Source organism: Sphingopyxis sp. LARHCG72, from assembly GCF_052871675.1.
The window spans coordinates 22408-45738 of the sequence record NZ_JBIXJU010000009.1 but is presented as its reverse complement, the minus strand read 5'-3'; the positions used below and the strand labels follow the sequence as shown (position 1 = coordinate 45738).

The window sequence follows — 23331 nt, the reverse complement described above, 5'->3', positions numbered from 1 at the left end:
GTACTCCGGGGCCGGACGGCTTCGCGATTCCAATAGACATCAAACCCGCCGCCCGGCCCGGACGAAGGTCGATGCCATTGGTCTCGCCCAAGCGGTTTCCCGCTTCCACCGCACCACGACCTCTCGGCCGAGTATGTTGACACGGTGGCCCGCCCCAAAGGACGGCTGGCTACTCCCCAGATGACTTTGGCGCGTTAGACGGCGCAGCCGGTTCTGGCAAGTCCGGCGTAGCGGCGTCCGCCTTTTCGGATTCGGCGATGTCGGCGTCCATCGCTTTGGCGCGCGCCTCGATCTCCTTGGCCGCCTTGTCATAACGTTCCTCGAAGCGCGGCTCGTCCTTACACGCGGCGAGCAACAGCAGCGGGACAAGCAAGACGGCGCGCATCAATAATCCTTGCGATAGCGGACGCTGAGGTTCGTCTGGCCAGAACCGCCCGCCTGGCTGAGCAGCGACAGCGCGGGGGTCAGGCTGATCTCGAGCTGCGTTGCGGTATAGCCGCGCGCGTCGGTGATCACCTCGATATAGATATCCTTGGTGATATATTGCCCGGCGGCGAGCGCGGCGCCGCGCCCGACGGTGTCGTCGGGGCCAAGGACGCGCAGCCGGTCGATGCCCGTCGCCGACTGGAGCGCGCCGAGCGGACTCAACCCCCCGCCGCTACCGCTGAGCGTGTTGAGCGACGACGCGAGCTGGACCGCCTGCAACGGCGACAGGGTCGTGATCGAATCGCCGAACAAGATACGCGAGACAATTTCGTCCTGCGGCAAGCCGGGGACGCTCGAGAAGGCGATCTGCGGATTGCTCGCACGGCCGGTGACGCTGACGCTCACCGTCACCGTCTCTATCGTATCGCTCGCGAGCAGGCGGATCGCCGGATCGAAGGCATCGCCCGTCGGGAAGGTCACCCGGCCTTCCTGAAGCTCGAACGAACGGCCCGCGAACCCAAGCGTGCCGCGCACCAGTTCGATCTCGCCCGTCACACGCGGCGCCTCGGTCGTGCCGCGCAGCACGATATCGGCCTTCCATTCGGATTCGAGCCCCATGCCGGAGACATAGATTTCGTCGGGTGCCTTCAACGCGATGTCGAGGCGGATGAGGTCGAACAGGCTGCCACCCACCGCCGCCAGCCCGTCGCCGGCGACCCGTGGGCGCCCCGCGGGCGGCTTGCGCCGCACGCCGGTCAGCACCGGCACCTGCGCCGCGCCTTCACGCACGATCTTGTAGCGCGTCTCGGGAAGACGAAGGCTGCCCGAAAGCAACGCTGTCTGCCCCGCAACCTTTTCCAGCGTCAGATTGCCGGTCGCACGCGCGGCGATATTCTCGCTCTTGGCAAGGCGCGCATTGTCGAGCGTCGCGGAAATGTTCATCGGGTAGCCGTCGGCGGACGCGAGGCTGATAAAGCCCTTCGCTTGGACGGTGCCGTCGCCGGCCTTTGCGGTCAGCTGCTCGATCTCCAGCCGGTTGCCGGTAAAGCGTCCGGCGACCACCATATTGGTCAGGCGCGTGCCATAGGTCTGATTCTCGTAGACCATGTCCTTGCCGCGCACGACGCCCTGCAAACAGGGGTCGGAAACCGAGCAGCTGAAATCGGCGGCGACCGCGACGGGCCCCGACACATGCTGGTTGGCGGGGCCGAAGAAGGAATAGAGCGTGTCGGCAGGGCCGTTGTAGCGGATGCCGCCGCCGAGCGGCGCCGCCATCAGCCGTTCGGTCCAGCCGCCCGCGCCGGGACCCAGCGGGCGCAGCGACGCCTGCATCCGCCCGATCACGCTGCCGCGCTTGCGCATCACCGCGCGCGCCTCGCCGCCGTCGGCGAGCAGCTTGCCGGCGAAATTGACATCGACCGGCTGGCTGATCGACACGGCGGTCGTGCGCGTGAAATCGTGAATCGTCAGCCGCGCGTCGGCGCGCGGGAAGCTGTCCGAATTGGCCTGCTCGAAATCGAGGCTCCCCGATGCCCGGCCGCCCAATCCCATGTCGGGATAGACGGCGTTAAGGATCGCCATGTTCACGCGGTCGAGCCGGCTCTGGAGCATGATCCCGTCGCCGAAGCGCCCGGCGATCCGCGCGCTGCTGCCGCGGCCGAGGCTGACCGTCGTCGGCAGCAGCTCGTAACCGTCGGCGCCCGGGATGATCCGCGCGGGTGAGGTGGTACGGAAATTGATGCCCGTCGCGCGGCCCTGCACCGATGCGCGCCAGAGATCGGGTTTGAGATCGGCATTGGCAGCGATCCGGAACGGCACGCCGCTGGTGCCCTCGACCAACGCCTGCGCCTTGCCGCTGCCGTCGCGATAATCGATCTTCACCCGCGCGACCGCGATATCATATTCGCGAATCTGCGTTTCGGCGACCTGGATGTCGGCGACGATGTGCGGCCGGTCGTACAGGGTAACGTCGGCATCGACGATCGCCGACCCCACCGCGAGCTGCGCCGGTCCGGGGAGAACGACGTCATTGGCGCGGACGTTGATCGCCGCGGCCTGATATTTCCCCGCAGCGGTCAGCCGGACGAGGCCGCCGAGCCCCTGCCCCGACGCATTGAGCTGACCCTCGAACGGTCCCGCCTTGCTCTGCACCAGCCGCCCGTTAAAGCCGATCCCCGACAGGTCGCCGCGCTCGACATCGATCGTCAGCGGTCCCTTTGCCATCAGCAGCACGACGTCGGCCGACAGCGGCCCATAGTCGGTGTCGCCGGTCGCCGCGAGACGATAGCCGTTCGGCGCGCCGTTGATCCGCGCGACGAGGTTGGCGAGCCCGATCCCGAGCCCCGGCCGCGCGGCGGTCACCACCGCGCGCGGGTCGCTGATCGTCCCCGCAAGCTCGACCCCGACGGGGCCATAATCGGTCGAGTTCGCGCGCGCATTCAGGCGGATCTGGCCGTTCGGGGCATAGCTCCCCTGCCCGCCGGTGACGCGCAGGCGCGGCGCCGAAAGCCGGAGGTTCGCAAAGCGGACGATGCCGTCGGTGCCATAGCGCACATCGCTCGACGCGGTCGCATTGCCGCCGAGGAAATCGCGCACCCCCGAATTGAACAGCTTCGTCGATCGCGCGCGAACGCGCCCGACGATCTCGAACCCACCGCGCGGCGCGGTTTTCAGGTCGGCGTCGGTGTCGATGTCGAAGATGCCGACGCTTTCGATGCGGTAATCGTTGATCCGCCCATCGATCGCGCCGGTGTAGAAACCCTTGTTGAGGTCGGCGATGATGATCGCCTTAGCGTCGATGCGCGGCGAGCGCAGGCGCAGATTGTCGCTGAGGATGCGGCCGTTGCTGTACGCGAGGTCACCGTCGAGCCGCACCTGCACCAGCGTGCCTCCCGCAACGGTGTCGAGCCCGCGGATGCGCGACGCGCGGCCGGCAACCGGAATGACGATCTGGTCGGCGTCGACGCGCGCCTTGCCCGCAAGGCTGAGCCCCTCGACGACGATGTCATTGACCGCGAGGCTGTTGGCGTTCGCCTGATATTCAACCGTCGGCAAATCGAATGCGCCGTCGAGCGTCGCGGTCGCGCGCAAGCCATTGGCGCGCAACGCGGGGGCAATCGCCCCGGGGCGCAGGATATTGGCGGCGAGTTGCAATCCATCGTAGCGGCTGGCGCCCAGATCGACGCCGCCACTGACCCCGAGCCGCGCGGCATCGGACGACAGGCGGCCGTCGATATCGGCCTTGCGTTCGTTGAGCCGCGCGGTGAGGTCGATCGCGGTCTCGGTACCCAGCATCTCGGCCATCGGCCCGGTCAGCAGCCGCGACGCCTGCGCGCTTCCCTTCGCGGTGAAGGTGCCGTCGCGACCGGTCAGCGCGACGCGCGCGAGCGGCGCGGCGCCGAGGTTTGCGGTCAGATTGCCGTTCCACGCCTTCCAGTCGCCGCGTCCGTCGAGCTTTGCGGTCAGCGGTTCCTTGAACCCGCCCATCGCGGCGAGAACGCCGCCTTGCGGTGCGTTTACGTCGAGCGTCACCGCCAGCCGGTTTTCCTCGGGCACCGCGTCGAGCAACAGTTTCAGCGTGTCGCCCTTCGCCTTCGCCCCGATCGTTTCGGCGTTGGCGGTCACCTGCGCACGTCGGTCGGCGATCGCGATCTTGCCAGCGATCTTCGCTTCCTGCCGCTCGCCCGCAACCGGCGCCTCGAAGATAAAGCGATCGATGCGAAGCGTGCCGACGTCGATGTCGAGATCGGGCAGCAACGGCTCGCCCGTATCCGGGACGACCTTGAACTCGGGCAATTTCCGCATCGTCATCGTCGCGGCGGTGGCCGATCGAACGTCGACATGGTTCGCGAGATAGCGGATCGGCCGCCAGTCGACGCGCACCTCGGGCGACGCGAGGAAAACGCCCTTGGGGTCCGACAGGGTGAAATCGCGGATGACCATCCGGCCGTACAGCGACCCGTCGAGCCGGCCGATGCCGATCTTCATCCCGTTTTCGAATTCATATTTCTCGATCTGGGTGACGACAAAACGCCGCCCCGCATCGCTGTTCAACCCGACGAGGAACAGCGCAAAGAGCAGGACGAGCCCGAGCAAGGTCAGCCCGATCCAGCGCAGGATCGTGAGCGGCCACGAGCGTGTCTTGCCCGGCGCGGCGCCTTCGGTGGCGAGGGGTTCGTCCGCGGCCATCAGAAGGCCTGACCGATCGAGACATAGACGCTCACGCGCGATTCGCCCGGCTTGCGGCCGATCGGGGTCGCGATATCAAAGCGCATCGGGCCGAAATTGGTATAATAGCGCGCGCCGATCCCCGCGCCGAAGCGCAAATTCTGGAAGGTCGGCGCCGACGACCGATAGACCTGCCCCGCATCGACGAAGCCGACGACGCCGAAATTACCGAAGCGATAGCGTGCCTCGACCGCCATCTCGTTGACGCTGCGGCCGCCGATCGGATCGTCGTTCGGGTCCTTCGGCCCGAGCTCCTGATAACCGAAACCGCGTACCGAGCCGCCGCCGCCGGCGTAGAAGCGACGCGACGGCGCGAGGCGTTCGCGTGCCGCACCGAGGATCGACCCGACGCGGACGCGCCCCGCGAGCACGATGCTGTCGGTTACCGGATAATAGCCGCTGATGTCGGTGCGCAGCCGCGCATAGGGCGAGAAACGCCCCGCCAGCGAGCCTTCGGGCTGGATCAGCGAGGTGATGCGGAACCCCTTGGTCGGATCGAGCAGGCTATCGGTACGGTCCATCCCGACCTGCCCGGTCAGCCCGAGGATCGTGTAGAAGTCATATTTGCGCTCGCCCGCCGCGAAATCATAATCATCCTCGCGCGACGCGAGCAGTTCGACGCCATAGGCATAGGTGAATTTCTTCTGCCAGATCGGCGTCGAGTCATAGCTGACGCGCGCGGCAACGCGGCCGGTGATCGCCTCGAACGCATTATAGTCGTTGCGGGTCACCTCGGTGACGAGCTCGAGGGTGCGATCGCGCTGCCCCGCGTTCGATCGGCGAAGCGTCGCGCCGATGCCCTGCTCCTTTGTCCCGAGCACCCCGCGGAAGGTCAACGCGCCTTCGGGCGGCAGGAAATTCCGGTGCGTCCAGCTCCCTTCGAGCCGGATCCCCTCGCCCGTGCCATAACCCGCACTGGCCGCGATCGTCCGCGGCGGCCCCTTCTGCTGGGTCACGAGCATCGTCACATATTCGGTGTCGTCGCCCGCGCTCTCGCCCGTCGGCTGCGGCTCGGCCGCGACGGTCGAAAAAAGCCCCGTCGCAACGAGCGCCTGCCGCAGGTCGTCGACCTTGCGGCTGTCGTACAGGTCGCCGCGTTTGAACCGCGCGAGGACCTCGACATGCTTGGCATCGAACGCGAGGTCGCCCGTCGTTTCGATCCCCCCGAAGCGCGATCTTTTGCCGATATCGACCGGCAGCGTGTAGACGCCGTCGCCGGTCGCGCCGTCGAGCAGGATGTCGCGCTGCCCGACCTTGGCGAACGGATAGCCTTCCTGCGGCAGCTTGAGCGCGATCGCCGCCTCGGCGCCCTGGATGCGCTGCGCGACGATCGGCTCGCCCACGCTCAGCGGGAAATTGTCTGCGATGAGCGTCGGCGGGATCGTCGGCGCCGCATCGACGATGATATCCGCCAGCGTATAGCGCTTGCCGGGCTTTACATCGATGATCGCGGTCAGCGGCTGCCCGGGCTGGCGCGCCTGCCCTTCCTCGCGCGCGCCCCGGTCGATGCGCGTATCGACGACCGCGTCATAATAGCCCTCCGATGCGAGGATGCGCTGCATCAGCTCGCCGTCCACGGTAAGGCGGGCGCGGACCATCGCCGTATTGTCGGCCTTGCCGTCGCCGTCGTAGAGCGCCGAGAGATCGCCGAACAGATCGGCGAGATCGGCATCGGTGCTGTCGTCCGCGGGATCGAGACCGTTGACCTTCACCAGATAGGCGACGCTGACATTATCCTTCTCGTCCTCGGCCTCGGCGAACTGGACCGGTTCGACGTCGAAGTTCTCGAGCGGCGGCAACGGCGCCGCAAGTTCGCTGTCGCTGATCGGCGCGTCGCCGATCGCTTCGACGGCATCGCCATCGGCCAGCGCCGGAACCGGCACGCCATCGACCTGCGGGGACTGCGTTTCCACCGTTCCGTCGGCGGTCGCCTGCGCGCGCTTCGCCGCTTCGGCCGCCTCGCGCTTTTCAAAATCGGCGATCGATTCGAGCGGCCGATCGAGTTCGGGATCGTCCTCTACTCCGATCGAGGGGATCGCCTTTTCGAACTCCTCATCGCTGATGATTGGCGCGACTTCGGGCAGCACGACGTCGGGCGGCGGCGGCGAAGGCGCCGCGATCGGCTCCGTCGCCGTGGTTTCGAGTGTCGGCACGACCTTCGGTGGCTCGACTTGCTGGGCGTGTGCTGCCCCTGCCCATGCGAGACACAGGAAGGAGGTTGCGCCGATCAGCAGGGGGCGCATGCGCGCGGACGGGCGCCATGACAATACACAGGAATTTTCAGATTTTTGCATCTGCTGGCCACCGATGCACGCTTGTGGCTTGCGAGATATGGCTGTGCAACCCGTTTCTCCCCGTTTGATAGGCTAACTCTCCGACAATGGGACAGTTCCCGGCAATGCGTCGAACTGCGTCGGGGGAGATAATCAGGAATCGGCGCCGAAAAGATCGCGGCTGTAAACCTTGTCGGCGACGTCGGCGAGATCGCCCGTCACGCGGTTCGCGATGATGACATCGGCCTCGGCCTTGAACGCATCGAGGTCGCGGATCACGCGCGAATTGAACAGCCGGTCTTCCTCGACCAACGGTTCATAGACGATCACTTCGATCCCCTTCGCCTTCACCCGCTTCATCACGCCAAGGATGCTGCTGGCGCGAAAATTGTCGGAGCCTGCCTTCATCGCGAGGCGATGGATGCCGACCACGCGGGGCGCGCGTTTGATGATTTCGGACGCGATGAAATCCTTGCGTGTCGTATTCGACGCGACGATCGCCTGAATCAGGTTCTGCGGCACTTCCTTATAATTGGCCAGCATCTGCTTCGTGTCTTTCGGCAGGCAATAGCCGCCGTAACCGAAGGAGGGATTGTTGTAGAATTGTCCGATACGCGGATCGAGGCACACGCCTTCGATCACCTGACGCGAATCGACGCCATGCAGCGCGGCATAGGTGTCGAGTTCGTTGAAGAAGGCGACGCGCATCGCGAGGTAGGTGTTGGCGAAGAGCTTGATCGCCTCGGCCTCGGTGTTGCCCGTGTGCAGGATCGCGGTCTCGGGCTTCAGCGATGCGTCGAGCAGAAGCTGCGCAAATGCCGCGGCGCGTGGATCGGTGTTGCCGATGACGATCCGCGACGGGTGCAGATTGTCGTACAATGCGCGGCCTTCGCGCAGGAATTCGGGCGAAAAGACGATCGCGTCGGTCCCGTGCAGCGCGCGCATGCGCTCGGTGAAACCCACCGGGACGGTCGACTTGACGATGATCAGCGCCCCCGGGGCCAGTTTCAGCGCATCGGCGATCACGGATTCCACCGACCCCGTGTTGAAATAATTGGTGTCGGGGTCGTAGTCGGTCGGCGTCGCGACGACGACGAAATCGGCACCGTCATAGGCGCTTTCCCTGTCGATCGTCGCGACGAGGTCGAGTTCGCGCTCCCCCAGATACGCCTCGATCTCGGGATCGGCGATCGGCGAAATACCAGCGTTGATCTGATCGACCTTGCGGCTGTCGATATCGAGCGCAACGACGCGGTTATGCTGTGCGAGCAGCACGGCGTTCGAAATCCCGACATAGCCGGTACCGACAATTGCAATCTTCACCGGGGTGTGCGGCACGATATCTGTTCCTCAGTCAGGCAAGCGCCGCTCCTAACAGGCGCGTCCCGATCGCTCAACTCCATCCGCGCCGCATCGCCACGGACGGGCATCGCGGAGCTCAGGTTCCGCAGAAGGTTGTATAGGGAGCGGAATCCGCCGGTGCCGGCAGCGCATATTCGGACCATTCGGGGCGCTCGCCGAATGGATTCCTGACGACCTCGAGAAGCCGGAGCCACGCCGCTAGATCGCCCTCCTCGGCGGCCGCGAGCGCGGCTTCGACCTGGTGATTGCGCGGGATGTAGAGCGGGTTCACGCCGTCCATCGCCGCGGCAAGCTCGATCGGCCCCGCCCCATCCTGCACGATCCGCCCCCACCATTCGGCGATCCAAGGCGCCATCGCGTCGGGGGCCGGCAACAGGCCTTCGAGCATCGTTCCGTCGCCGCGCAGCAGCATCGCGAGCGCGCGGAAGAAGGAGATATAGTCGACCTCATGCTTTTCGAGCTCGTCGAAGAGCGTGTCGATCAATTCGCTATCGTCGCCCGCGCCGTTCACGAGGCCCAATTTCATGCCCACCCTCGCATGCCAGATCGCCCGGAACCGGGCGGGAATCGCGTCGACGACCGCCTTCGCGGCCTCGACATCGTCGGGCGAAACGCGGTGGATCGCCGGCAGCAGCGCTTCGGCGAAGCGCGCCATGTTCCAGTGCATGATCTGCGGCTGCCGGCCAAAGGCGTAACGCCCGTTCGCGTCGATCGAACTGAACACCGCATTGGCCGAAAAGCGATCCATGAAGGCGCACGGCCCATAATCGATCGTCTCGCCGCTGATCGCGACATTGTCGGTGTTCATCACGCCGTGGATGAACCCCGCGCCCAGCCAATGCGAAACCAGTTCGCATTGCAGGCCCGTCACGCGGTCGAGCAAAGCCAGATGCGGGTTGTCAGCCCCGGCGAGGTCCGGAAAATGCCGGCGGATGCTGTAGTCGGACAGCTGAGTCACATGGTCGGCGCCGAAATGGGCGGCAAAGAACTGGAAGGTACCGACGCGGATATGGCTGCTCGCGACGCGCGTCAGCACTGCGCCTGGATGCGCGCGTTCGCGCTGGACGCGATCGCCCGTCGCGACCGCAGCGAGCGCACGCGTCGTCGGCACGCCCATCGCCGCCATCGCCTCCGAAATCAGAAATTCGCGCAAGACGGGGCCGATCGCCGCCTTGCCGTCGCCGTTGCGCGAAAAGGCGGTCGGCCCCGAACCCTTGAGCTGGATATCGAAACGCGCGCCGTCCGGCGCAACGATTTCGCCGAGCAAGAGCGCGCGGCCGTCACCGAGCTGCGGCGAAAAATGCCCGAACTGATGCCCGGCATAGGCAAATGCGAGCGGTTCGGCCCCATCGGGCATCTCTTCACCCGAAAACAGGCGCGCCAGTTGCTCGTCGGGGAGGTCCGCCGTGTCGAGTCCGAGCTCCTTCGCCAGCTTATGGTTGAAAATCAGAAGCTTTGGCGCTGACGGCTTCGCGGCTTCGGCGGGCGCGTAAAAGCCCTCCATCGAATCGTGAAAACTATTGTGAAACGCAAAATCCATGGCGGTCTATGTCGAGCCGTGACACCGCAAATGCAAGCGCACCCGTTGGTCGCCCCATCGAAAGCCAGCGTTCGCAGGCCCGGCTTTTCCTTTACTTCTTTTCCAATAAGCGGGCCGGGTTTCCGACGACTGTAACGCCCGGAGGCACGTCCTTCGTAACGACGGCACCCATGCCTACGACGGCGCCGGCTCCGATCACCAGCGGCTTGTGCGGCGTTCCCTGGCGAAGGATGGCGCCGGCCCCGATATAGGCGCGGTCCCCGATGTGGATATTGCCATTGCACCTGACCCCAGGCGCAAAGGTCACGAAATCGCCGAGTACGCAGTCATGCGAGACAGAACTGTATATATTTGCGTGGAAACCCCGACCGATCCGGACATCGGACGTCAGCGTGACAAAGGGTTGCAGGATCGCGCCATCGCCGATCGTCACATTGTCTCCGACGACCACATTCGCGGCCCGAATATGGCAAGCCGCAATACCCGCTTCGATGCAGCGGGCCGTCAATCTTTCGCGCACGGCCGCGTCCGCAATCGCGATCGCAACGGCAGCGCCGTCTCCGGCCAGCTCGACAAATGCCGACCATGCCAGAACGTCCTGGCCGTTGATCCGGTCGCCGGAACCGAAGGCATTGTCGTCGATGAACACCAGTCTTGCATCATCGTGCGCATACTGCTCGCGCGCCACCGACATGATTTCGCGTCCATGGCCGCCCGCTCCATAAATGCCGATCAATCGTGTCATTATGTCTTCCATTCCCTTGGATCCGGCCGATGCGACCCTTGGCAGAGATCGCGGCGCAAGGCCGCTTTTGCGGACGAATCCCGATGGATCGGGTGATTGCATCATCGAGCGCCATTCACAACCGCGCTGCGCTCGCACGCAAGGCCGAACCGACCGAAGCGTTAGTTTTCACTGGCCTGTGCGGATGGCTGCGTTAAAGGGCCTTGGGTGTCTCAAGCCCGGATCCATTCTTCATGACAGTCATCCTGCTGACCCCCAGACGCTTCGCAGACGAGCGGGGATGGTTTATGGAAACCTTCCACGCCCAGCGCTATCGCGACCTTGGCGTTGACGCGGCCTTCGTCCAGGACAACCACAGCTATTCGGCGCCGCCGGGAACGATCCGCGGCATCCATTTCCAACGCACCCCGCACGCGCAGGCGAAACTGGTCCGTTGCGTTCGCGGTCGTATCTACGACGTAGCCGTCGACCTTCGCCGCGATTCCCCGACCTTCGGCCAGCATGTCGGCGCCGAGCTTTCCGCCGACAACGGCCATCAGCTCTTCGTCCCCGCGGGTTTCGGCCATGCCTTCATGACCCTCGAAAGCGATTGCGAGGTGGCGTACAAGGTCGACGACTTCTATGCACCGGAGACCGAAGGCGGGGTGCGCTGGGACGATCCGGCGCTCGGCATCGACTGGCCCTTCGCCGCAGCCGGAGCGACCGACGCCGTCCTGTCCGCAAAGGATGCGATCCTGCCGCTGCTGGCCGACGCCGAACTCGACTTTGCCTATGACGGCTCGCCCCTGTTGCCGCTTCACCCCTGACGAACGGTTCCTCCCTATGACCTCCCCCCACACCATCTTGATCACCGGCGGCGCCGGTTTCATCGGGTCGGCGCTCGCGCGTCACCTCGTCGCCGACAGCGACTATCGCGTCGTCGTGCTCGATGCCCTGACCTATGCGGGCAACAAGGCATCGCTGCCCGCAGCCGAAGGGAACAACCGCTTCGAGTTCGTCCACGGCAATATCTGCGATCGCGCGCTGGTCGCCGATTTGCTTGCCGAGGTCCGGCCCGACGTCATCACGCACCTCGCCGCCGAAAGCCATGTCGACCGGTCGATCGATGGCCCCGGCGCCTTCATCGAAACCAACATCGTCGGCACCTTTTCGATGCTGTCCGCGGCGACCGACTATTGGCGCGGGATGGAAGAAACGCGCAAGGCGCAGTTCCGCTTCCACCATATTTCGACCGACGAGGTGTTCGGCGCCTTGGGACCAGAAGGCTTCTTCACCGAGGAAACCGCCTACGACCCGCGTTCGCCCTATTCGGCGTCGAAAGCGGGATCGGACCATCTGGTGAGCGCCTGGCACCATACCTATGGCCTGCCGACGCTCGTCACCAACTGTTCGAACAATTACGGCCCCTATCATTTCCCCGAAAAGCTGATCCCGCTGATGATCATCAAATGCCTCTCGGGCGAGGCCTTGCCGGTCTATGGCCGCGGCGACAATGTCCGCGACTGGCTGTTCGTCGACGATCATGTCCGCGCGCTCCGCGCGGTGTTCGAGCGCGGGAAGGTCGGCGACAGCTACATGATCGGCGGCAACAGCGAACGCACCAACCTGCAGGTTGTCGAGGTCATCTGCGACACGCTCGACCAGCTTCGTCCGCGCGCCGACGGGCGCAGCTACCGCGAGCAGATCAATTTCGTCGCCGATCGGCCGGGGCACGACTTCCGCTATGCGATCGACGCGGGGAAGCTGAAGCGCGAACTCGGCTGGCAGCCGGCGGAAAGCTTTGAAACTGGTATTGCGGCGACAATCCGCTGGTATCTCGACAATGAAGGCTGGTGGCGGGATATCCTGTCGGGCAGCTATCGCGGGGAAAGGCTGGGCGCGGCGGTTTCGGTATGACCGCGGCGCATCCCCTCCTGGTCACCGGCGGCAGCGGACAGGTCGGCGGCGCCGTCGCCGCGCTGGCGAGCCGCAACGGCGTGGCCGTCGTCGCGCCCGACCGGGCCGAATGCGACCTGACCGATCCCGCCGCGCTCCGGGCATTCGTCGGTCGGGGTCCCTGGCGCGCGATCGTCAACTGCGCCGCTTATACCGCGGTCGACCGCGCCGAAAGCGAAGCCGGGCTTGCCCACGCCATCAACGCCGAGGCTCCCGGAATCCTCGCCGAGCTGGCCGCCGCCCGTGATATCCCCATCGTTCATGTATCGACCGACTATGTCTTCGACGGCACGAAGGACGCCCCCTATCTGGAATCCGACCCGATCGCGCCGCTCGGCGTCTATGGGTCGACCAAGGCGGCGGGCGAAGCGGCGGTGCGGCAGGCCGCGCCCGGCAGCCACGCAATCGTCCGCACCGCGTGGGTCCTCAGCGCGGGCGGCGCCAATTTCCTGAACACGATGCTGCGGCTCGGCGAAGAGCGCGACCTTGTCCGCGTCGTCGCCGATCAGCACGGCTCTCCGACCAACGCCGCCGACCTCGCCGAAGTGCTGCTCGCCATCGTCGATCGCGATGCGGCGACCGGCGAGACCTGGCATGCCGTCAACGGCGGCGACGCGAGCTGGTACGATCTCGCCCGGCATATTTTCGACCGTAGCGCGGCGGCAGGCCGAAAGACGTCGCGGCTCGAACCGATTACGACGCAGGACTATCCGACGCCCGCACAGCGTCCGGCCAACTCGCGGCTGGCGACCGAAAAGCTGCGCGCCGGCCTCGGCCTCACCCTTCGCCCATGGCGCGACGCCGTCGATGCCATATTGGACGAACGACTGAATTCAGGAGAGCATCGATAATGCGCGGAATCATTCTGGCCGGGGGCTCGGGTACCCGTCTCCATCCGGCGACGCTGGCGATCAACAAACAGCTGCTGCCCATCTATGACAAGCCGATGATCTATTATCCGCTGTCGGCGCTGCTGCTCGCCGGGATTCGCGAGATACTGATCATCTCCTCGCCCGAATATATCGACAATTATCGCCGGCTTTTCGCCGACGGCAGCCAATTGGGGCTGCGCATCGAATATGCCATCCAGCCGAAGCCCGAGGGGCTTGCGCAGGCCTTCCATATCGGTGCCGACTTCATCGAGGATCAGTCGGCGGCGCTCGTACTTGGCGACAATATCTTCTATGGTGCGGGTTTCCAGACCCTGCTCGGCAATGCGCGGGGCCGGCAGGCGGGCGCCACCGTCTTCGCCTATGAGGTCGCCGATGCGCGGGCTTATGGCGTCGTCGAGCTCGACAACGCCGGCCGCGCGCTCAGCATCGAGGAAAAGCCTGCGCAGCCCAAGTCGAACTTCGCGGTCACCGGCCTCTATTTCTATGACAATCGCGTCGTCGAACTCGCGCGCCAGATCAAACCGTCCGCACGCGGCGAGCTCGAGATCACCGATCTCAATCGCCTCTATATGGAATTGGGTGAGCTTTACGTCGAGCAGATGGGCCGCGGCTACGCCTGGCTCGACACCGGCACCCACGACAGCCTTGTCGAGGCGTCGGAATTTGTCCGCGTGATCCAGAACCGCACCGGCCATATGATCGGCTGCCTCGAGGAAATCGCCTTCCGCCAAGGCTTCATCGATGCCCACCAATTGCGCAAATCTGGCCAGCTGATGGAAAAGACGGCATATGGCCGTAGCATCCTCGCGCTGGCCGACCAGCACTGAACCACGCCGATACCTCACAGGGAGTGACAATCATTGTCCGACGATAGCAGCCCGATTCTGATTACCGGTGGCACCGGTTCGTTCGGCAAGACGATCTTGCGCGAACTGCTCGCAGTGAGCGACCGCGAAATTCGCGTACTCAGCCGCGACGAGGAAAAGCAGGATGCGCTGCGCAACGACCTGCGCGACCCGCGCGTGCGTTTCTTCATCGGTGACATCCGCGACCGCGGCAGCGTCGACCGCGCGGTCAAGGGCGTCGGCGCGATCTTCCACGCCGCGGCGTTGAAACAGGTCCCTTCGTGCGAATTCTTCCCGCTCGAAGCTGTGCGCACCAATGTGCTGGGATCCGAAAATGTGATCCGCTCGGCGGTCGAACACGGGGTAGACAGCCTCGTCTGCCTGTCGACCGACAAGGCGGTCCATCCGATCAATGCGATGGGCATTTCCAAGGCCTTGATGGAAAAGCTCGCCCATGCGGCGGCGCGCGAGGTTGGCCCCGATGCAAAGACGACGATCAGCTGCGTCCGCTACGGCAATGTGATGTATTCGCGCGGATCGGTCATCCCCCTGTTCATCAAGCAGATCAAGGAAGGCCGCCCGATCACGGTGACCGAGCCCGAGATGACGCGCTTCCTTATGCCGCTGCGCGATAGCGTCGCCCTTGTGCGCTTCGCCTTCGCCCATGCGCGTCAGGGCGACCTGTTCGTCCGCAAGGCGCCTGCTGCGACGATCGCCGACCTCGTCACCGCGCTCAAGGAGCTGTTCGGCGTTCCCGACCATCCGGTCGAAGTGATCGGCTGGCGCCACGCCGAAAAGCTCGCCGAGACGCTGGCGAGTGCGCAGGAATTGTCGACCGCTGAAGACCTCGGCGACTATTGGCGGATCCAGCTCGACGGCCGCGACCTCAACTATTCGGCCTATTTCAGCGAAGGCGATGACATCAGCCCCGTGCAGGAGGATTTCCACTCGCACAACGCCGAGCGGCTCGATGTCGAAGGCGTCAAAGCGCTGCTACTGACGCTCGGCGAAGTCGAGGCCGAACTGGCGTCGTGGCGCGCATGACGGGCCGCAAGGTCGTCGTCACCGGCGCAGCCGGACTATTGGGATGGCATGCGGCCGCGCGCCTGCACGCCGCCAATTGCGCTGCGCGCTATCGCGGCGAGGCCGAGCCGTTCCAGCTCGTCCAGCTGGGGCGCGAGGCCTTTGGCGACGATGCGGCCCGCGACGCCGCCATCGCCGATGCCGAGGTCATCCTCCACTTCGCGGGGGTCAACCGCGGCGAAGAAGCCGAAGTCGAAGCCGCCAATCCCGCGATCGCGACGGCGCTCGCCGACAGCATCGCGCGCACCGGCGCGCAGCCGCATATCGTCTATGCCAACAGCACCCACGCCGCGTTCGAAACGCCCTATGGCCGGTCGAAGAAGCGCGCGGCGGAAATACTGGAAGCCGCGGGCGCCGGGTTCACCAACCTGATCCTGCCGCACATCTTCGGCGAATGCGCCCGTCCCTATTACAACAATGTCACCGCGACGCTGATCGACCAGATCTGGGCGGGACAGGAGCCGACGATCAATCCCGAAGGCAAGGTCGCGCTGTTCCACGCCGGCGAGGCGGCGAACCTCGCCATCGCCAAAGGGCTTGCCGGGGAATCGGGTACGATCGCGCCGGCGGGGCGTGAGATGTCGATCGTCGCGCTCTATGAGCGGCTCGCGGCCTTTCACCGCTCCTATCAGGCGAACATCTTCCCCGACCTCGGCGATCCCTTCGATCTCGCGCTGTTCAACAGCTACCGGACCGGTGGGTATCCGGCGCATTATCCGATGCGCATGAAGCTCAACAGCGATGCGCGTGGCGGCCTCTTCGAATCGGCCAAGTCGCTTGCCGGTTCGCAAACCTTCCTTTCGACCACGCGGCCGGGGATGCGTCGCGGCGATCATTTCCACACCGATCTCGTCGAACGCTTTCTCGTCGTGTCGGGCAAAGCGACGATCCGCATCCGCAAGGTGCTGACCGACGAAGTCCACAGCTTCGAAGTGTCGGGCGACGAACCGGTCGCGATCGACATGCCGCCGCTGCACACCCACCATATCGTCAATGACACCGACAGCGAGGTCGTGACCTTTTTCTGGTCGCACCGGCTGTTCGACCCCGCGAACCCGGACACTTATGCCGACGCGGTGCTTTTGGAGACCGAAAAACAGTGAGCAAGCTCAAGGTCACGACCATTCTCGGCACCCGGCCCGAGATCATCCGCCTGTCGCGCGTGATGGCGCGTCTCGACACGCTGACCGATCACCGGATCGTCCACACGGGGCAGAACTGGGATTATGAACTCAACGAAGTCTTCTTCAGCGACCTTGGCGTGCGCAAGCCCGACAATTTCCTCGGCGTCGACACATCGAGCCTCGGCGCCGTGCTCGGCGGCATTTTGATCGAGACCGAAAAAGAGCTGAAGGCGCACCGCCCCGACGCGCTTCTCGTGCTCGGCGATACGAACAGCGCCATCGCCGCGATCATGGCGCGCCGAATGAAGATCCCCGTCTATCATATGGAAGCGGGCAACCGCAGCTTCGACCGGAACGTTCCCGAGGAAACGAACCGCCGCCTCGTCGACCACATCAGCGACTTCAACCTCGTCTATACCGAACATGCCCGTCGCCATCTCTTGAGCGAGGGAATGCAGCATCGCCGCGTCTATCTGACCGGGTCGCCGATGAAGGAGGTGCTCGACCATTACCGCCCGCAGATCGAGGCGTCGGACATCCTGTCGCGCCTTGGCCTGACGCGCCGCGGCTATTTCATCGTCTCGATGCACCGCGAAGAGAATGTCGACAGCAAGGAGCGACTGGCCGCGCTCGTCGGCACGCTGAATGCGCTCGCCGACACCTATGACCAGCCCGTCATCGTCTCGACCCACCCGCGCACCCGCAACCGGCTGGAGGCGCTGGAAGGCATCACGCTCGACCCGCGCGTCCAATATATGAAACCGTTCGGCTTCCACGATTACAATCACCTGCAAATGCATGCGCATTGCGCGATTTCGGACAGCGGCACGATCGCCGAGGAAAGCTCGATCCTCGACTTTCCCGCGATCACCCCGCGTGACGCGATCGAGCGCCCCGAGGCGATGGACACCGGCAACATCATCGTCACCGGGCTCGACCAGCAGGCGATGCTCGAATCGATCGCCGCCGCGGTGAAGCTGCACGCCGAGCGCGTGGCCGCGGGAATTCCGCCCGTCGTCCCGGCCGACTATCAGATCGCGAACACCAGCGAACGCGTCGCGAAGTTGATCCTCGGAACCGCACGGCTGTCGAACCAGTGGGACGGCATCCGGATGCACGACTATATCTGATCGGTTCGCCGTAGTGCCCGAAGCCAGCGTCTCCGTCGTCATCGTCAACTGGCGCGCACCCGCCGAAACGCTGGCCGCGGTCGGCAGCCTGCAGGCGCAAACACTCGCCCCGCGGCGTATTTATGTCGTCGACAATGGCAGCGGCGACGATTCGATGGAGCGGATGCAGGCCGCTCTGTCGGGCGACGCGCGCGTCGTGCTGCTGGCCAATGAGCAGAATCTGGGGTTTGGTGGCGGCTGTAACCGCGCGCTGCGCGAGGCGGTAGGCGACGGGTCGGACTTCATCTGGCTGCTCAACAACGACGCCCGCCCCGATACTGATTGCCTCGCCGCGCTCATCGCCCGGGCGGACAAGGATGGCGCGGCGTCGGGCATGGTCGGATCGTGGATGACCGACCCCGACCATCCCGAACACGACCATTCGGGAAGCTGGATGCGCCCCTGGCTGATGAGCTGCGGCACCGTCTTCGGCCCCGCCGATCTCGCCGCGCACCGCTATAGCTGGGTGACCGCCGCATCGGTGCTGATCCGCGCCGACGCGCTGCGCCGGGCCGGGCTCTTCGACGAGGATTTCTTCATGTATTGGGAGGACGCCGACCTCGCGATGCGCATCAGGGCGGCAGGCTTCGAAATCGCGATCGCGCCCGAAGCACGCGTGGTGCACCGCGCGGGGACCAGCTCCGCCGACATTCCCGTCCAGCGCTACCTCTGGCATTATCGCTCGCAGGGACTGTGGCTCCGCAAGCATCACTCGCACCCGGCGATCGCGCTTATGCTGTTGCGGCTGAAATTCCTGGGCAAAGCGCTGATCGACAGGGATTTCGCCCGCTACCGGGCCTTGAAAGCCGCCTAGACCAGGCTAGCATCGGTCGGACAGCGCTATTACGCGGGTTGCGGCGTCAATTCGCTGTCGCTCTTGCTGGATTTTCGCGCGATCAGCAGCCTGCTCACCGCTTCGGTCGCGATCACGCCTGCCAGCATTGTGACGAAATCGACCCAGTACCAAGCGCCCTCCATCATGATGCGCAGGATACCGTACACGAACGCGGCGGATGCGGCGGCGCTGAAACGGAACCGGTCCATCGTCGAGCAAATCGATTTGGCAGCGAACAAGAACCCGAGAACCATCGCCACCCCGCCCCACAAACCCGTCAGCAGGACCGCGCCGCCAACGAGCCCGGGTGAACGGAAATCGTTCGCCCACTGGACGCGAATAATATCGTAAGTGAAGATATCGGCCGCGGATCGCGCGAGCGAGGGTAGATGAAATCCGGGAAGCGTGTCGCAATCGATCCCGCACGAAAGGGCCAGCCCCTCCACGCCCGGGATGCGGTTGGCGATAAGCCCGACGACCTGAAACAGTGTGTCGGCAAAATGCCCGTCCTTAAGCGACACCCATATCGCAGAATCCCCCGCGCCCAATGCCTGAGCGCGAAGCTGCGAGCCGATGATAAAAGCCAGGACGCCAGCAAGCCCACCCAATGTGATGCGCATCGGATATTTCAGGAGATTTTGCCCGGTCAGATACATGAGCATGATGAGCTGGGCGAGAAAGAAGACCATGCCCGCCTTGCTGGTCGTGATCGCCGACAGGATGATGAAGAAGGCCGCCAGGGTTGCAATACCAAGGTAATATTGGACCTTGTCCTGATGCCGCCATGCCACTTCCATGACGAGCAGGATCAATGGCGGGATCAGGTCGGATTGGATGCGATAGTTGAGCGTCCCGAAAATGAAGCCCGCATCGGCCGCGGCCTCCTGTCCGAGCGCCGCCCCGTATTGCGCGCGGACCGCGAGGCTCGCAACGATGAACCCGCCCAGCGCCGCGAACGCCCAATAGGGCAACCTGATATAGTTAGGCGGTTGGCGGTCGACCGATCGCGTAGTCGCGACATGGATGATGAAATAGGTTGCGAAGATCGCCGAGCATATCATCATCGCAGACCCCAAAGGGGCGATGTTGACGTTTTGCCAGTCGAGATATTCGGGCGGCAGCGAGCTGTTGCTGCCCAGATAGTGCGACAGGAAAAAATATCGAAACACATAGCCCATCGCGAACAGGGCGAGTGTCACGAACAGAAACAGGCGCGTCGACGAGCGGTAGGTCATGCGGCGGGTTAGTCGCCCGGGGCGGTCCTGTGCAAGCCGAAATGGACCCGAACGCGATTCAGGACCGGGCGCCCCTGCAACAAATGCGACGAATTTCGAACGGCGGGGCAGAGCCATGCCGGCACGGCCCAAGGACGGAGCCAAATTCAAGGCAGGGTTTTCAGCCTATTTCTCGCAGAACAGTACAATTTCATCGGATGCCTTGGGTCGAACCAGGTGAATGGCACTCGCGATGATCGCCCAGAACAATTGAGCAATCCGCCCTGCAGGGCCGGCAGGTTTGCCCCGTCGGATTTGCACGCTCTGTTGCAATATCCCCCCACCCAACGGCGTGCCAAACAGCTTGACGGTCCGAAATCCGGCCCGCTCAGCATGGCGGATCAGCGAACCCGACGTCTGAATCGTCAGGTGCCGCGGCGTTTCCAGGCCGCGCCAGTCTGCGCCCATCAACCGGCATCCCAGCGACTTGCCATTGGGCGTGATCAGGACCATCCGTCCTCCGGGCGCCAGTTTGTCGTGGATGGCGGCAATCAACTCACCGGGATCGGGAACATGCTCGATCACATGGCTGCCAACGACGGCATCGAGACTGCCATCGGCATAATTCTGGGCGAGGAAGTCCCCTTCCCCCACGCGAAGTCCCAATGCCCGGGCCTTGTCGACACAGACAGTGTCGAACTCAATACCTTCGACATCCCAACCGAGGTCGTGCATTTGCAGCAGAGTCTGCGCATTTCCAAAGCCGATTTCGACCAGCTTGCCGTTGGCGACATAGGGTAGCCAGAAAACCCGCAACGACGCCATGTGACGCAGCAGGGGGATCAGGCGAAAGAAGCGCGCCAATACCGAAGTCGCGGTCGAAGCATCGGGGCGGCGATAGCCCAGATTCCGATGCAGGAACCATTCGATCGCCTGCCGGAAGCCACGCTTGGCGCCGCTTACGGTCAGCACCGGGTCGCTATGGGTACTGTATGTCGCGTAGAAGCTTCCGAGCTGTTCGCCGGTCAGGCGAGCGTCGAGATATGCCGCGGCACATGCGGCATTGCCACACCGGAACAGGTCCCAGTCGCCGCCCACGCCATACACTCTGTCGCGGACGCCCGACAGCCAGGGGTGCAATGGGGCGCCGCACGCGCCGCACTGATTTGGCCGGGAATAAACGAGGTCAGTCATTGTTGCGCACGCACCAGCTTGGGAACGAACAAATCGTTCCATCTTATTGGAAAAACATCTCGATTAAGTCCGATATCATGGCACAGCGTCATTGCTAGCCGGAGCGCAGCAGAAAGTGTCAATGCCAACGCGATACCTTCTATCCCCATCACGGGCGCAAGGAGGAAGCTCGCCAAGGTTGCGACAATCGCCTCGATCATCGGACTCAACCACAGCGTCGCCTGTCGACCGACGCTCATCACGAACAGCGTGAAGCACATTGTCTGCAACCGCAAAACAGTCGCCGGAAGCAACAGCAGCAACATCGCCCGAACGGACCCCGCATATTGGGCCCCGACCCAGAGTTCGTAAATCCGTGCAGGAACGAGCAGCACGAACAGGGCCACCGCCACGATGTAGAGGATGAAATAGCCATTGAACCGCCGAAACGCGGCGACCCTTGCCGCGGTATCGTCAAGCGGGATCGACGCGACCCGCGACGCAATCGGCGCCGATATGGCGATCAATCCGCCCGACAACAATCCGATAAGGCTGAATACCATGCCGAAAGCGACGACATCGCCGGGCAAGGTCAACGCGACCACCGCGACGGTGATCGACGTCGCGAAATAGGCGGTCAGGTTCCACCACCCCACCGAGGCCGACGACACGGCGAGGAAGCGAAAAACGGCATTCGGGGTCAACCGATCGGAAACAAGCTTCGTTCCGGTCTGGCTGGTGTCGAACCAACGCCCCACCGCGCCATGATAGCGAAGCATCAACCACCCTGCCAACGGCCAGGGGCTCACGGCAACCGCCGCGAATATCCACCATAGCTCGTCGTCCGGCGCAACGATGAAGACTGCGATGAGGAGCGCCAGCAGAAGTGCCGGCGGAGCAAGTTTGAGCAGGTTTTCGGGCACGAAGTCCTGGCTGGCGGTCGCGGGCCCGGTGACGAGAAGCGAGAAACCGATACCCGAAACATTGATCAGAACGCAGTAGACGCCGAAGCGGAGCAGCCCTTGATCGAGATCTCCGACCAAAGAGAAGAACCGCAGAAACTCTGTGACCAACACGCCCCCGGCAAGGACAAGGCCCGTCACCAGCAGAACGATACGACGATAGGCGCGCGCGACATCGGCCCCTTGCGCCCGTTGCATGGCGACGATCAATGCACTGCCGGCGCAATTTCGCAAGGACTGCGAGAGCAGCAGCGCGAGCGGCAGAAACGCCATCGCCGTCGCATAGACCTGATAGTCCGATGCGGTGATTGATCGGGCGAGGACCGCGGGCATGGCCAATGTAATGGCGAACACCCCGCCGCTCGCGAAAAGGCTGGACAGCGAATTGGCTCGAAGGCTGCGCTCGCGGATCATCGGCAGCCAAGCGCGTCCAATATCGCGTTCGCACGCCGGTCGACGCCGAACTGCGCCATATGCTGCTCGAATTTGGGCCAGTCGCCGATCGTGTACGGCGCCATGGTGTCGAATTCAGCGATCCCGTCGAGCGGCAGGACCAGGCCATAGCCGGCGACGCTGTCGCGCAAGCCTCCCACATTGCTGTGGACGACCTGGCACCCCATCGCGAGCGCCTCGAGCGCCCCGATGCCGAACCCCTCATATTCGGACAATTGCACATAATAGCGCGATGTCCGCAGCAGCCGGATCTTCTCTTCCTCCGAAACATAGCCGACGAAATCGACGGCATCCTCACAGGAAAGGCGCGCCGCATGATCGCGGGCGAGATGCGCGCAGGTCGTGCGGCCGATCACCACGAGGCGGGCATCGGGATGCCGTTCGCGCACCCGCGCCAACAGGTCGATGGCGCGCAACAGCCCCTTGCGCCGGATATTTTCCGCGGTGTCCATCCCGCAGATGGTGACCAGCGAACCGGGCGACCGCTGGACCGAAAAGTTCGCGGCATCGATGCGGCCGACGGCATCGGCGCCATGAAAGCTCAACCGGATTGCCGACCGGCGGAACCAACCGATCTTGCGCATCTGGCGATAGTCGGTCGACGATGTCGCGAGGATGCGATTGGCGAACAGCAAGGTGAAACAGAACAATATGATGCGCACGAGGAACGTCGACAGGCTGGGTGCCATCGAGCGGAAGACCTGTTCTGCGCCCCCGGTCGCGACGACGGGCTTGCCGCGCAGACGCGCAAGAAGCGCAGCCACCGCCGAATAGGAATAGAAATAGCAGACCAGACCGTCGAAAGGCATGCGCCAGACATCGCCGAGGCGATTGGTCACATGCACCTCTGCCACCGAAGGCTGTCGCAACAGCCCCTCGACCTCGGCGGCATAAAAGCCCTGCTTCAGCATGGCGGGATCGGGAACGGCGGCATAGAGGAGGAGACGCGCACCGCCGTCCGCATCGCTTGGCACGCCCGTCGTTCGCCCTTGAATATCTGGATTGGTCATGGGCGGGAATTCTGGGCCATTGTTGCGTGTCGCTCGCGAGTGGCGCCCATAGCCATTCGGGA

18 protein-coding genes and 1 riboswitch are annotated in these 23331 nt (G+C 64.2%); of the genes, 8 read left to right on the top strand and 10 right to left on the bottom strand.

Going from position 1 to position 23331, the window contains the following annotated elements:
* Window positions 1-8 precede the first annotated feature (8 nt).
* A riboswitch (yybP-ykoY riboswitch) is annotated at window positions 9-191 on the bottom strand.
* From ACIPPQ_RS18270 to ACIPPQ_RS18245, 6 genes are all read right to left on the bottom strand, one after another.
* Window positions 170-385, bottom strand: coding sequence for a hypothetical protein (locus ACIPPQ_RS18270; protein WP_446545489.1), 216 nt, complete (start codon window positions 383-385; stop codon window positions 170-172). It overlaps the preceding riboswitch by 22 nt.
* Window positions 385-4614, bottom strand: a complete 4230-nt coding sequence (locus tag ACIPPQ_RS18265; protein WP_446545488.1) for a translocation/assembly module TamB domain-containing protein — start codon at window positions 4612-4614, stop codon at window positions 385-387. Before ACIPPQ_RS18265 ends, ACIPPQ_RS18270 begins: the two co-directional genes overlap by 1 nt.
* Window positions 4614-6896 carry an autotransporter assembly complex protein TamA gene (locus ACIPPQ_RS18260; protein WP_446545487.1) on the bottom strand — a complete coding sequence of 761 codons (2283 nt, stop codon included), beginning with the start codon at window positions 6894-6896 and terminating at the stop codon, window positions 4614-4616. Before ACIPPQ_RS18260 ends, ACIPPQ_RS18265 begins: the two co-directional genes overlap by 1 nt.
* Window positions 6897-7079: 183 nt before the next feature.
* Window positions 7080-8249, bottom strand: a complete 1170-nt coding sequence (locus ACIPPQ_RS18255; protein ID WP_446545591.1) for a nucleotide sugar dehydrogenase — start codon at window positions 8247-8249, stop codon at window positions 7080-7082.
* Between the two features lie 115 nt (window positions 8250-8364).
* On the bottom strand, window positions 8365-9828 hold the full coding sequence (locus ACIPPQ_RS18250; protein WP_446545486.1) for a protein adenylyltransferase SelO: 1464 nt from the start codon (window positions 9826-9828) through the stop codon (window positions 8365-8367).
* Between the two features lie 91 nt (window positions 9829-9919).
* Complete coding sequence (locus ACIPPQ_RS18245; protein WP_446545485.1) at window positions 9920-10573, bottom strand: acetyltransferase; 654 nt, start codon at window positions 10571-10573, stop codon at window positions 9920-9922.
* Between the two features lie 233 nt (window positions 10574-10806).
* On the opposite strand from ACIPPQ_RS18245, the gene rfbC reads away from it, so the two are divergent.
* From rfbC to ACIPPQ_RS18205, 8 genes are read left to right on the top strand one after another with little or no spacing between them, the layout of a single operon-like run.
* Entirely contained in the window at window positions 10807-11379 is a 573-nt protein-coding gene (gene rfbC / locus ACIPPQ_RS18240) for a dTDP-4-dehydrorhamnose 3,5-epimerase (RefSeq protein ID WP_446545484.1), read from the top strand.
* A 16-nt stretch (window positions 11380-11395) separates the two neighbouring features.
* The gene (gene rfbB / locus ACIPPQ_RS18235) at window positions 11396-12469 is read left to right on the top strand and encodes a dTDP-glucose 4,6-dehydratase (RefSeq protein ID WP_446545483.1); all 1074 of its coding nucleotides are present in this window, start codon (window positions 11396-11398) and stop codon (window positions 12467-12469) included.
* Window positions 12466-13359 (top strand): dTDP-4-dehydrorhamnose reductase, encoded by an 894-nt coding sequence (rfbD, locus tag ACIPPQ_RS18230; RefSeq protein ID WP_446545482.1) that lies wholly within the window; start codon window positions 12466-12468, stop codon window positions 13357-13359. The genes rfbB and rfbD overlap by 4 nt, the downstream gene beginning before the upstream one ends.
* A complete protein-coding gene (gene rfbA / locus ACIPPQ_RS18225; protein WP_446545481.1) occupies window positions 13359-14228 on the top strand; it encodes a glucose-1-phosphate thymidylyltransferase RfbA in 870 nt (289 codons plus the stop codon). The genes rfbD and rfbA overlap by 1 nt, the downstream gene beginning before the upstream one ends.
* Window positions 14229-14261: 33 nt before the next feature.
* The gene (locus ACIPPQ_RS18220) at window positions 14262-15290 is read left to right on the top strand and encodes a polysaccharide biosynthesis protein (protein ID WP_446545480.1); all 1029 of its coding nucleotides are present in this window, start codon (window positions 14262-14264) and stop codon (window positions 15288-15290) included.
* Window positions 15287-16432 (top strand): polysaccharide biosynthesis C-terminal domain-containing protein, encoded by a 1146-nt coding sequence (locus ACIPPQ_RS18215; RefSeq protein WP_446545479.1) that lies wholly within the window; start codon window positions 15287-15289, stop codon window positions 16430-16432. The genes ACIPPQ_RS18220 and ACIPPQ_RS18215 overlap by 4 nt, the downstream gene beginning before the upstream one ends.
* Window positions 16429-17583, top strand: coding sequence for a non-hydrolyzing UDP-N-acetylglucosamine 2-epimerase (gene wecB / locus ACIPPQ_RS18210; RefSeq protein WP_446545478.1), 1155 nt, complete (start codon window positions 16429-16431; stop codon window positions 17581-17583). Before ACIPPQ_RS18215 ends, wecB begins: the two co-directional genes overlap by 4 nt.
* A 13-nt stretch (window positions 17584-17596) precedes the next feature.
* On the top strand, window positions 17597-18436 hold the full coding sequence (locus ACIPPQ_RS18205; protein ID WP_446545477.1) for a glycosyltransferase family 2 protein: 840 nt from the start codon (window positions 17597-17599) through the stop codon (window positions 18434-18436).
* Between the two features lie 29 nt (window positions 18437-18465).
* On the opposite strand, the gene ACIPPQ_RS18200 is transcribed toward ACIPPQ_RS18205, so the two are convergent.
* The 4 genes from ACIPPQ_RS18200 to ACIPPQ_RS18185 form a co-directional block, all read right to left on the bottom strand.
* Window positions 18466-19692, bottom strand: coding sequence for a hypothetical protein (locus ACIPPQ_RS18200; RefSeq protein WP_446545476.1), 1227 nt, complete (start codon window positions 19690-19692; stop codon window positions 18466-18468).
* A gap of 165 nt (window positions 19693-19857) precedes the next feature.
* Window positions 19858-20865 (bottom strand): class I SAM-dependent methyltransferase, encoded by a 1008-nt coding sequence (locus tag ACIPPQ_RS18195; RefSeq protein ID WP_446545475.1) that lies wholly within the window; start codon window positions 20863-20865, stop codon window positions 19858-19860.
* On the bottom strand, window positions 20862-22220 hold the full coding sequence (locus tag ACIPPQ_RS18190; RefSeq protein ID WP_446545474.1) for a hypothetical protein: 1359 nt from the start codon (window positions 22218-22220) through the stop codon (window positions 20862-20864). The genes ACIPPQ_RS18195 and ACIPPQ_RS18190 overlap by 4 nt, the downstream gene beginning before the upstream one ends.
* Window positions 22217-23233 carry a glycosyltransferase family 4 protein gene (locus ACIPPQ_RS18185; RefSeq protein WP_446545473.1) on the bottom strand — a complete coding sequence of 339 codons (1017 nt, stop codon included), beginning with the start codon at window positions 23231-23233 and terminating at the stop codon, window positions 22217-22219. Before ACIPPQ_RS18185 ends, ACIPPQ_RS18190 begins: the two co-directional genes overlap by 4 nt.
* Window positions 23234-23331 lie beyond the last annotated feature (98 nt).

Bases quoted from the DNA above. Each gene is read 5' to 3' on its own strand.
- rfbC (WP_446545484.1), top strand. From the start codon at position 10,807: ATGACAGTCATCCTGCTGACCCCCAGACGCTTCGCAGACGAGCGGGGA.
- rfbD (WP_446545482.1), top strand. From the start codon at position 12,466: ATGACCGCGGCGCATCCCCTCCTGGTCACCGGCGGCAGCGGACAGGTC.
- ACIPPQ_RS18260 (WP_446545487.1), bottom strand. From the start codon at position 6,896: ATGCGCCCCCTGCTGATCGGCGCAACCTCCTTCCTGTGTCTCGCATGG.
- ACIPPQ_RS18190 (WP_446545474.1), bottom strand. From the start codon at position 22,220: ATGATCCGCGAGCGCAGCCTTCGAGCCAATTCGCTGTCCAGCCTTTTC.
- ACIPPQ_RS18200 (WP_446545476.1), bottom strand. From the start codon at position 19,692: ATGACCTACCGCTCGTCGACGCGCCTGTTTCTGTTCGTGACACTCGCC.
- rfbA (WP_446545481.1), top strand. From the start codon at position 13,359: ATGCGCGGAATCATTCTGGCCGGGGGCTCGGGTACCCGTCTCCATCCG.
- ACIPPQ_RS18265 (WP_446545488.1), bottom strand. From the start codon at position 4,614: ATGGCCGCGGACGAACCCCTCGCCACCGAAGGCGCCGCGCCGGGCAAG.
- ACIPPQ_RS18245 (WP_446545485.1), bottom strand. From the start codon at position 10,573: ATGACACGATTGATCGGCATTTATGGAGCGGGCGGCCATGGACGCGAA.
- ACIPPQ_RS18215 (WP_446545479.1), top strand. From the start codon at position 15,287: ATGACGGGCCGCAAGGTCGTCGTCACCGGCGCAGCCGGACTATTGGGA.
- ACIPPQ_RS18250 (WP_446545486.1), bottom strand. From the start codon at position 9,828: ATGGATTTTGCGTTTCACAATAGTTTTCACGATTCGATGGAGGGCTTT.
- ACIPPQ_RS18270 (WP_446545489.1), bottom strand. From the start codon at position 385: ATGCGCGCCGTCTTGCTTGTCCCGCTGCTGTTGCTCGCCGCGTGTAAG.
- ACIPPQ_RS18195 (WP_446545475.1), bottom strand. From the start codon at position 20,865: ATGACTGACCTCGTTTATTCCCGGCCAAATCAGTGCGGCGCGTGCGGC.
- rfbB (WP_446545483.1), top strand. From the start codon at position 11,396: ATGACCTCCCCCCACACCATCTTGATCACCGGCGGCGCCGGTTTCATC.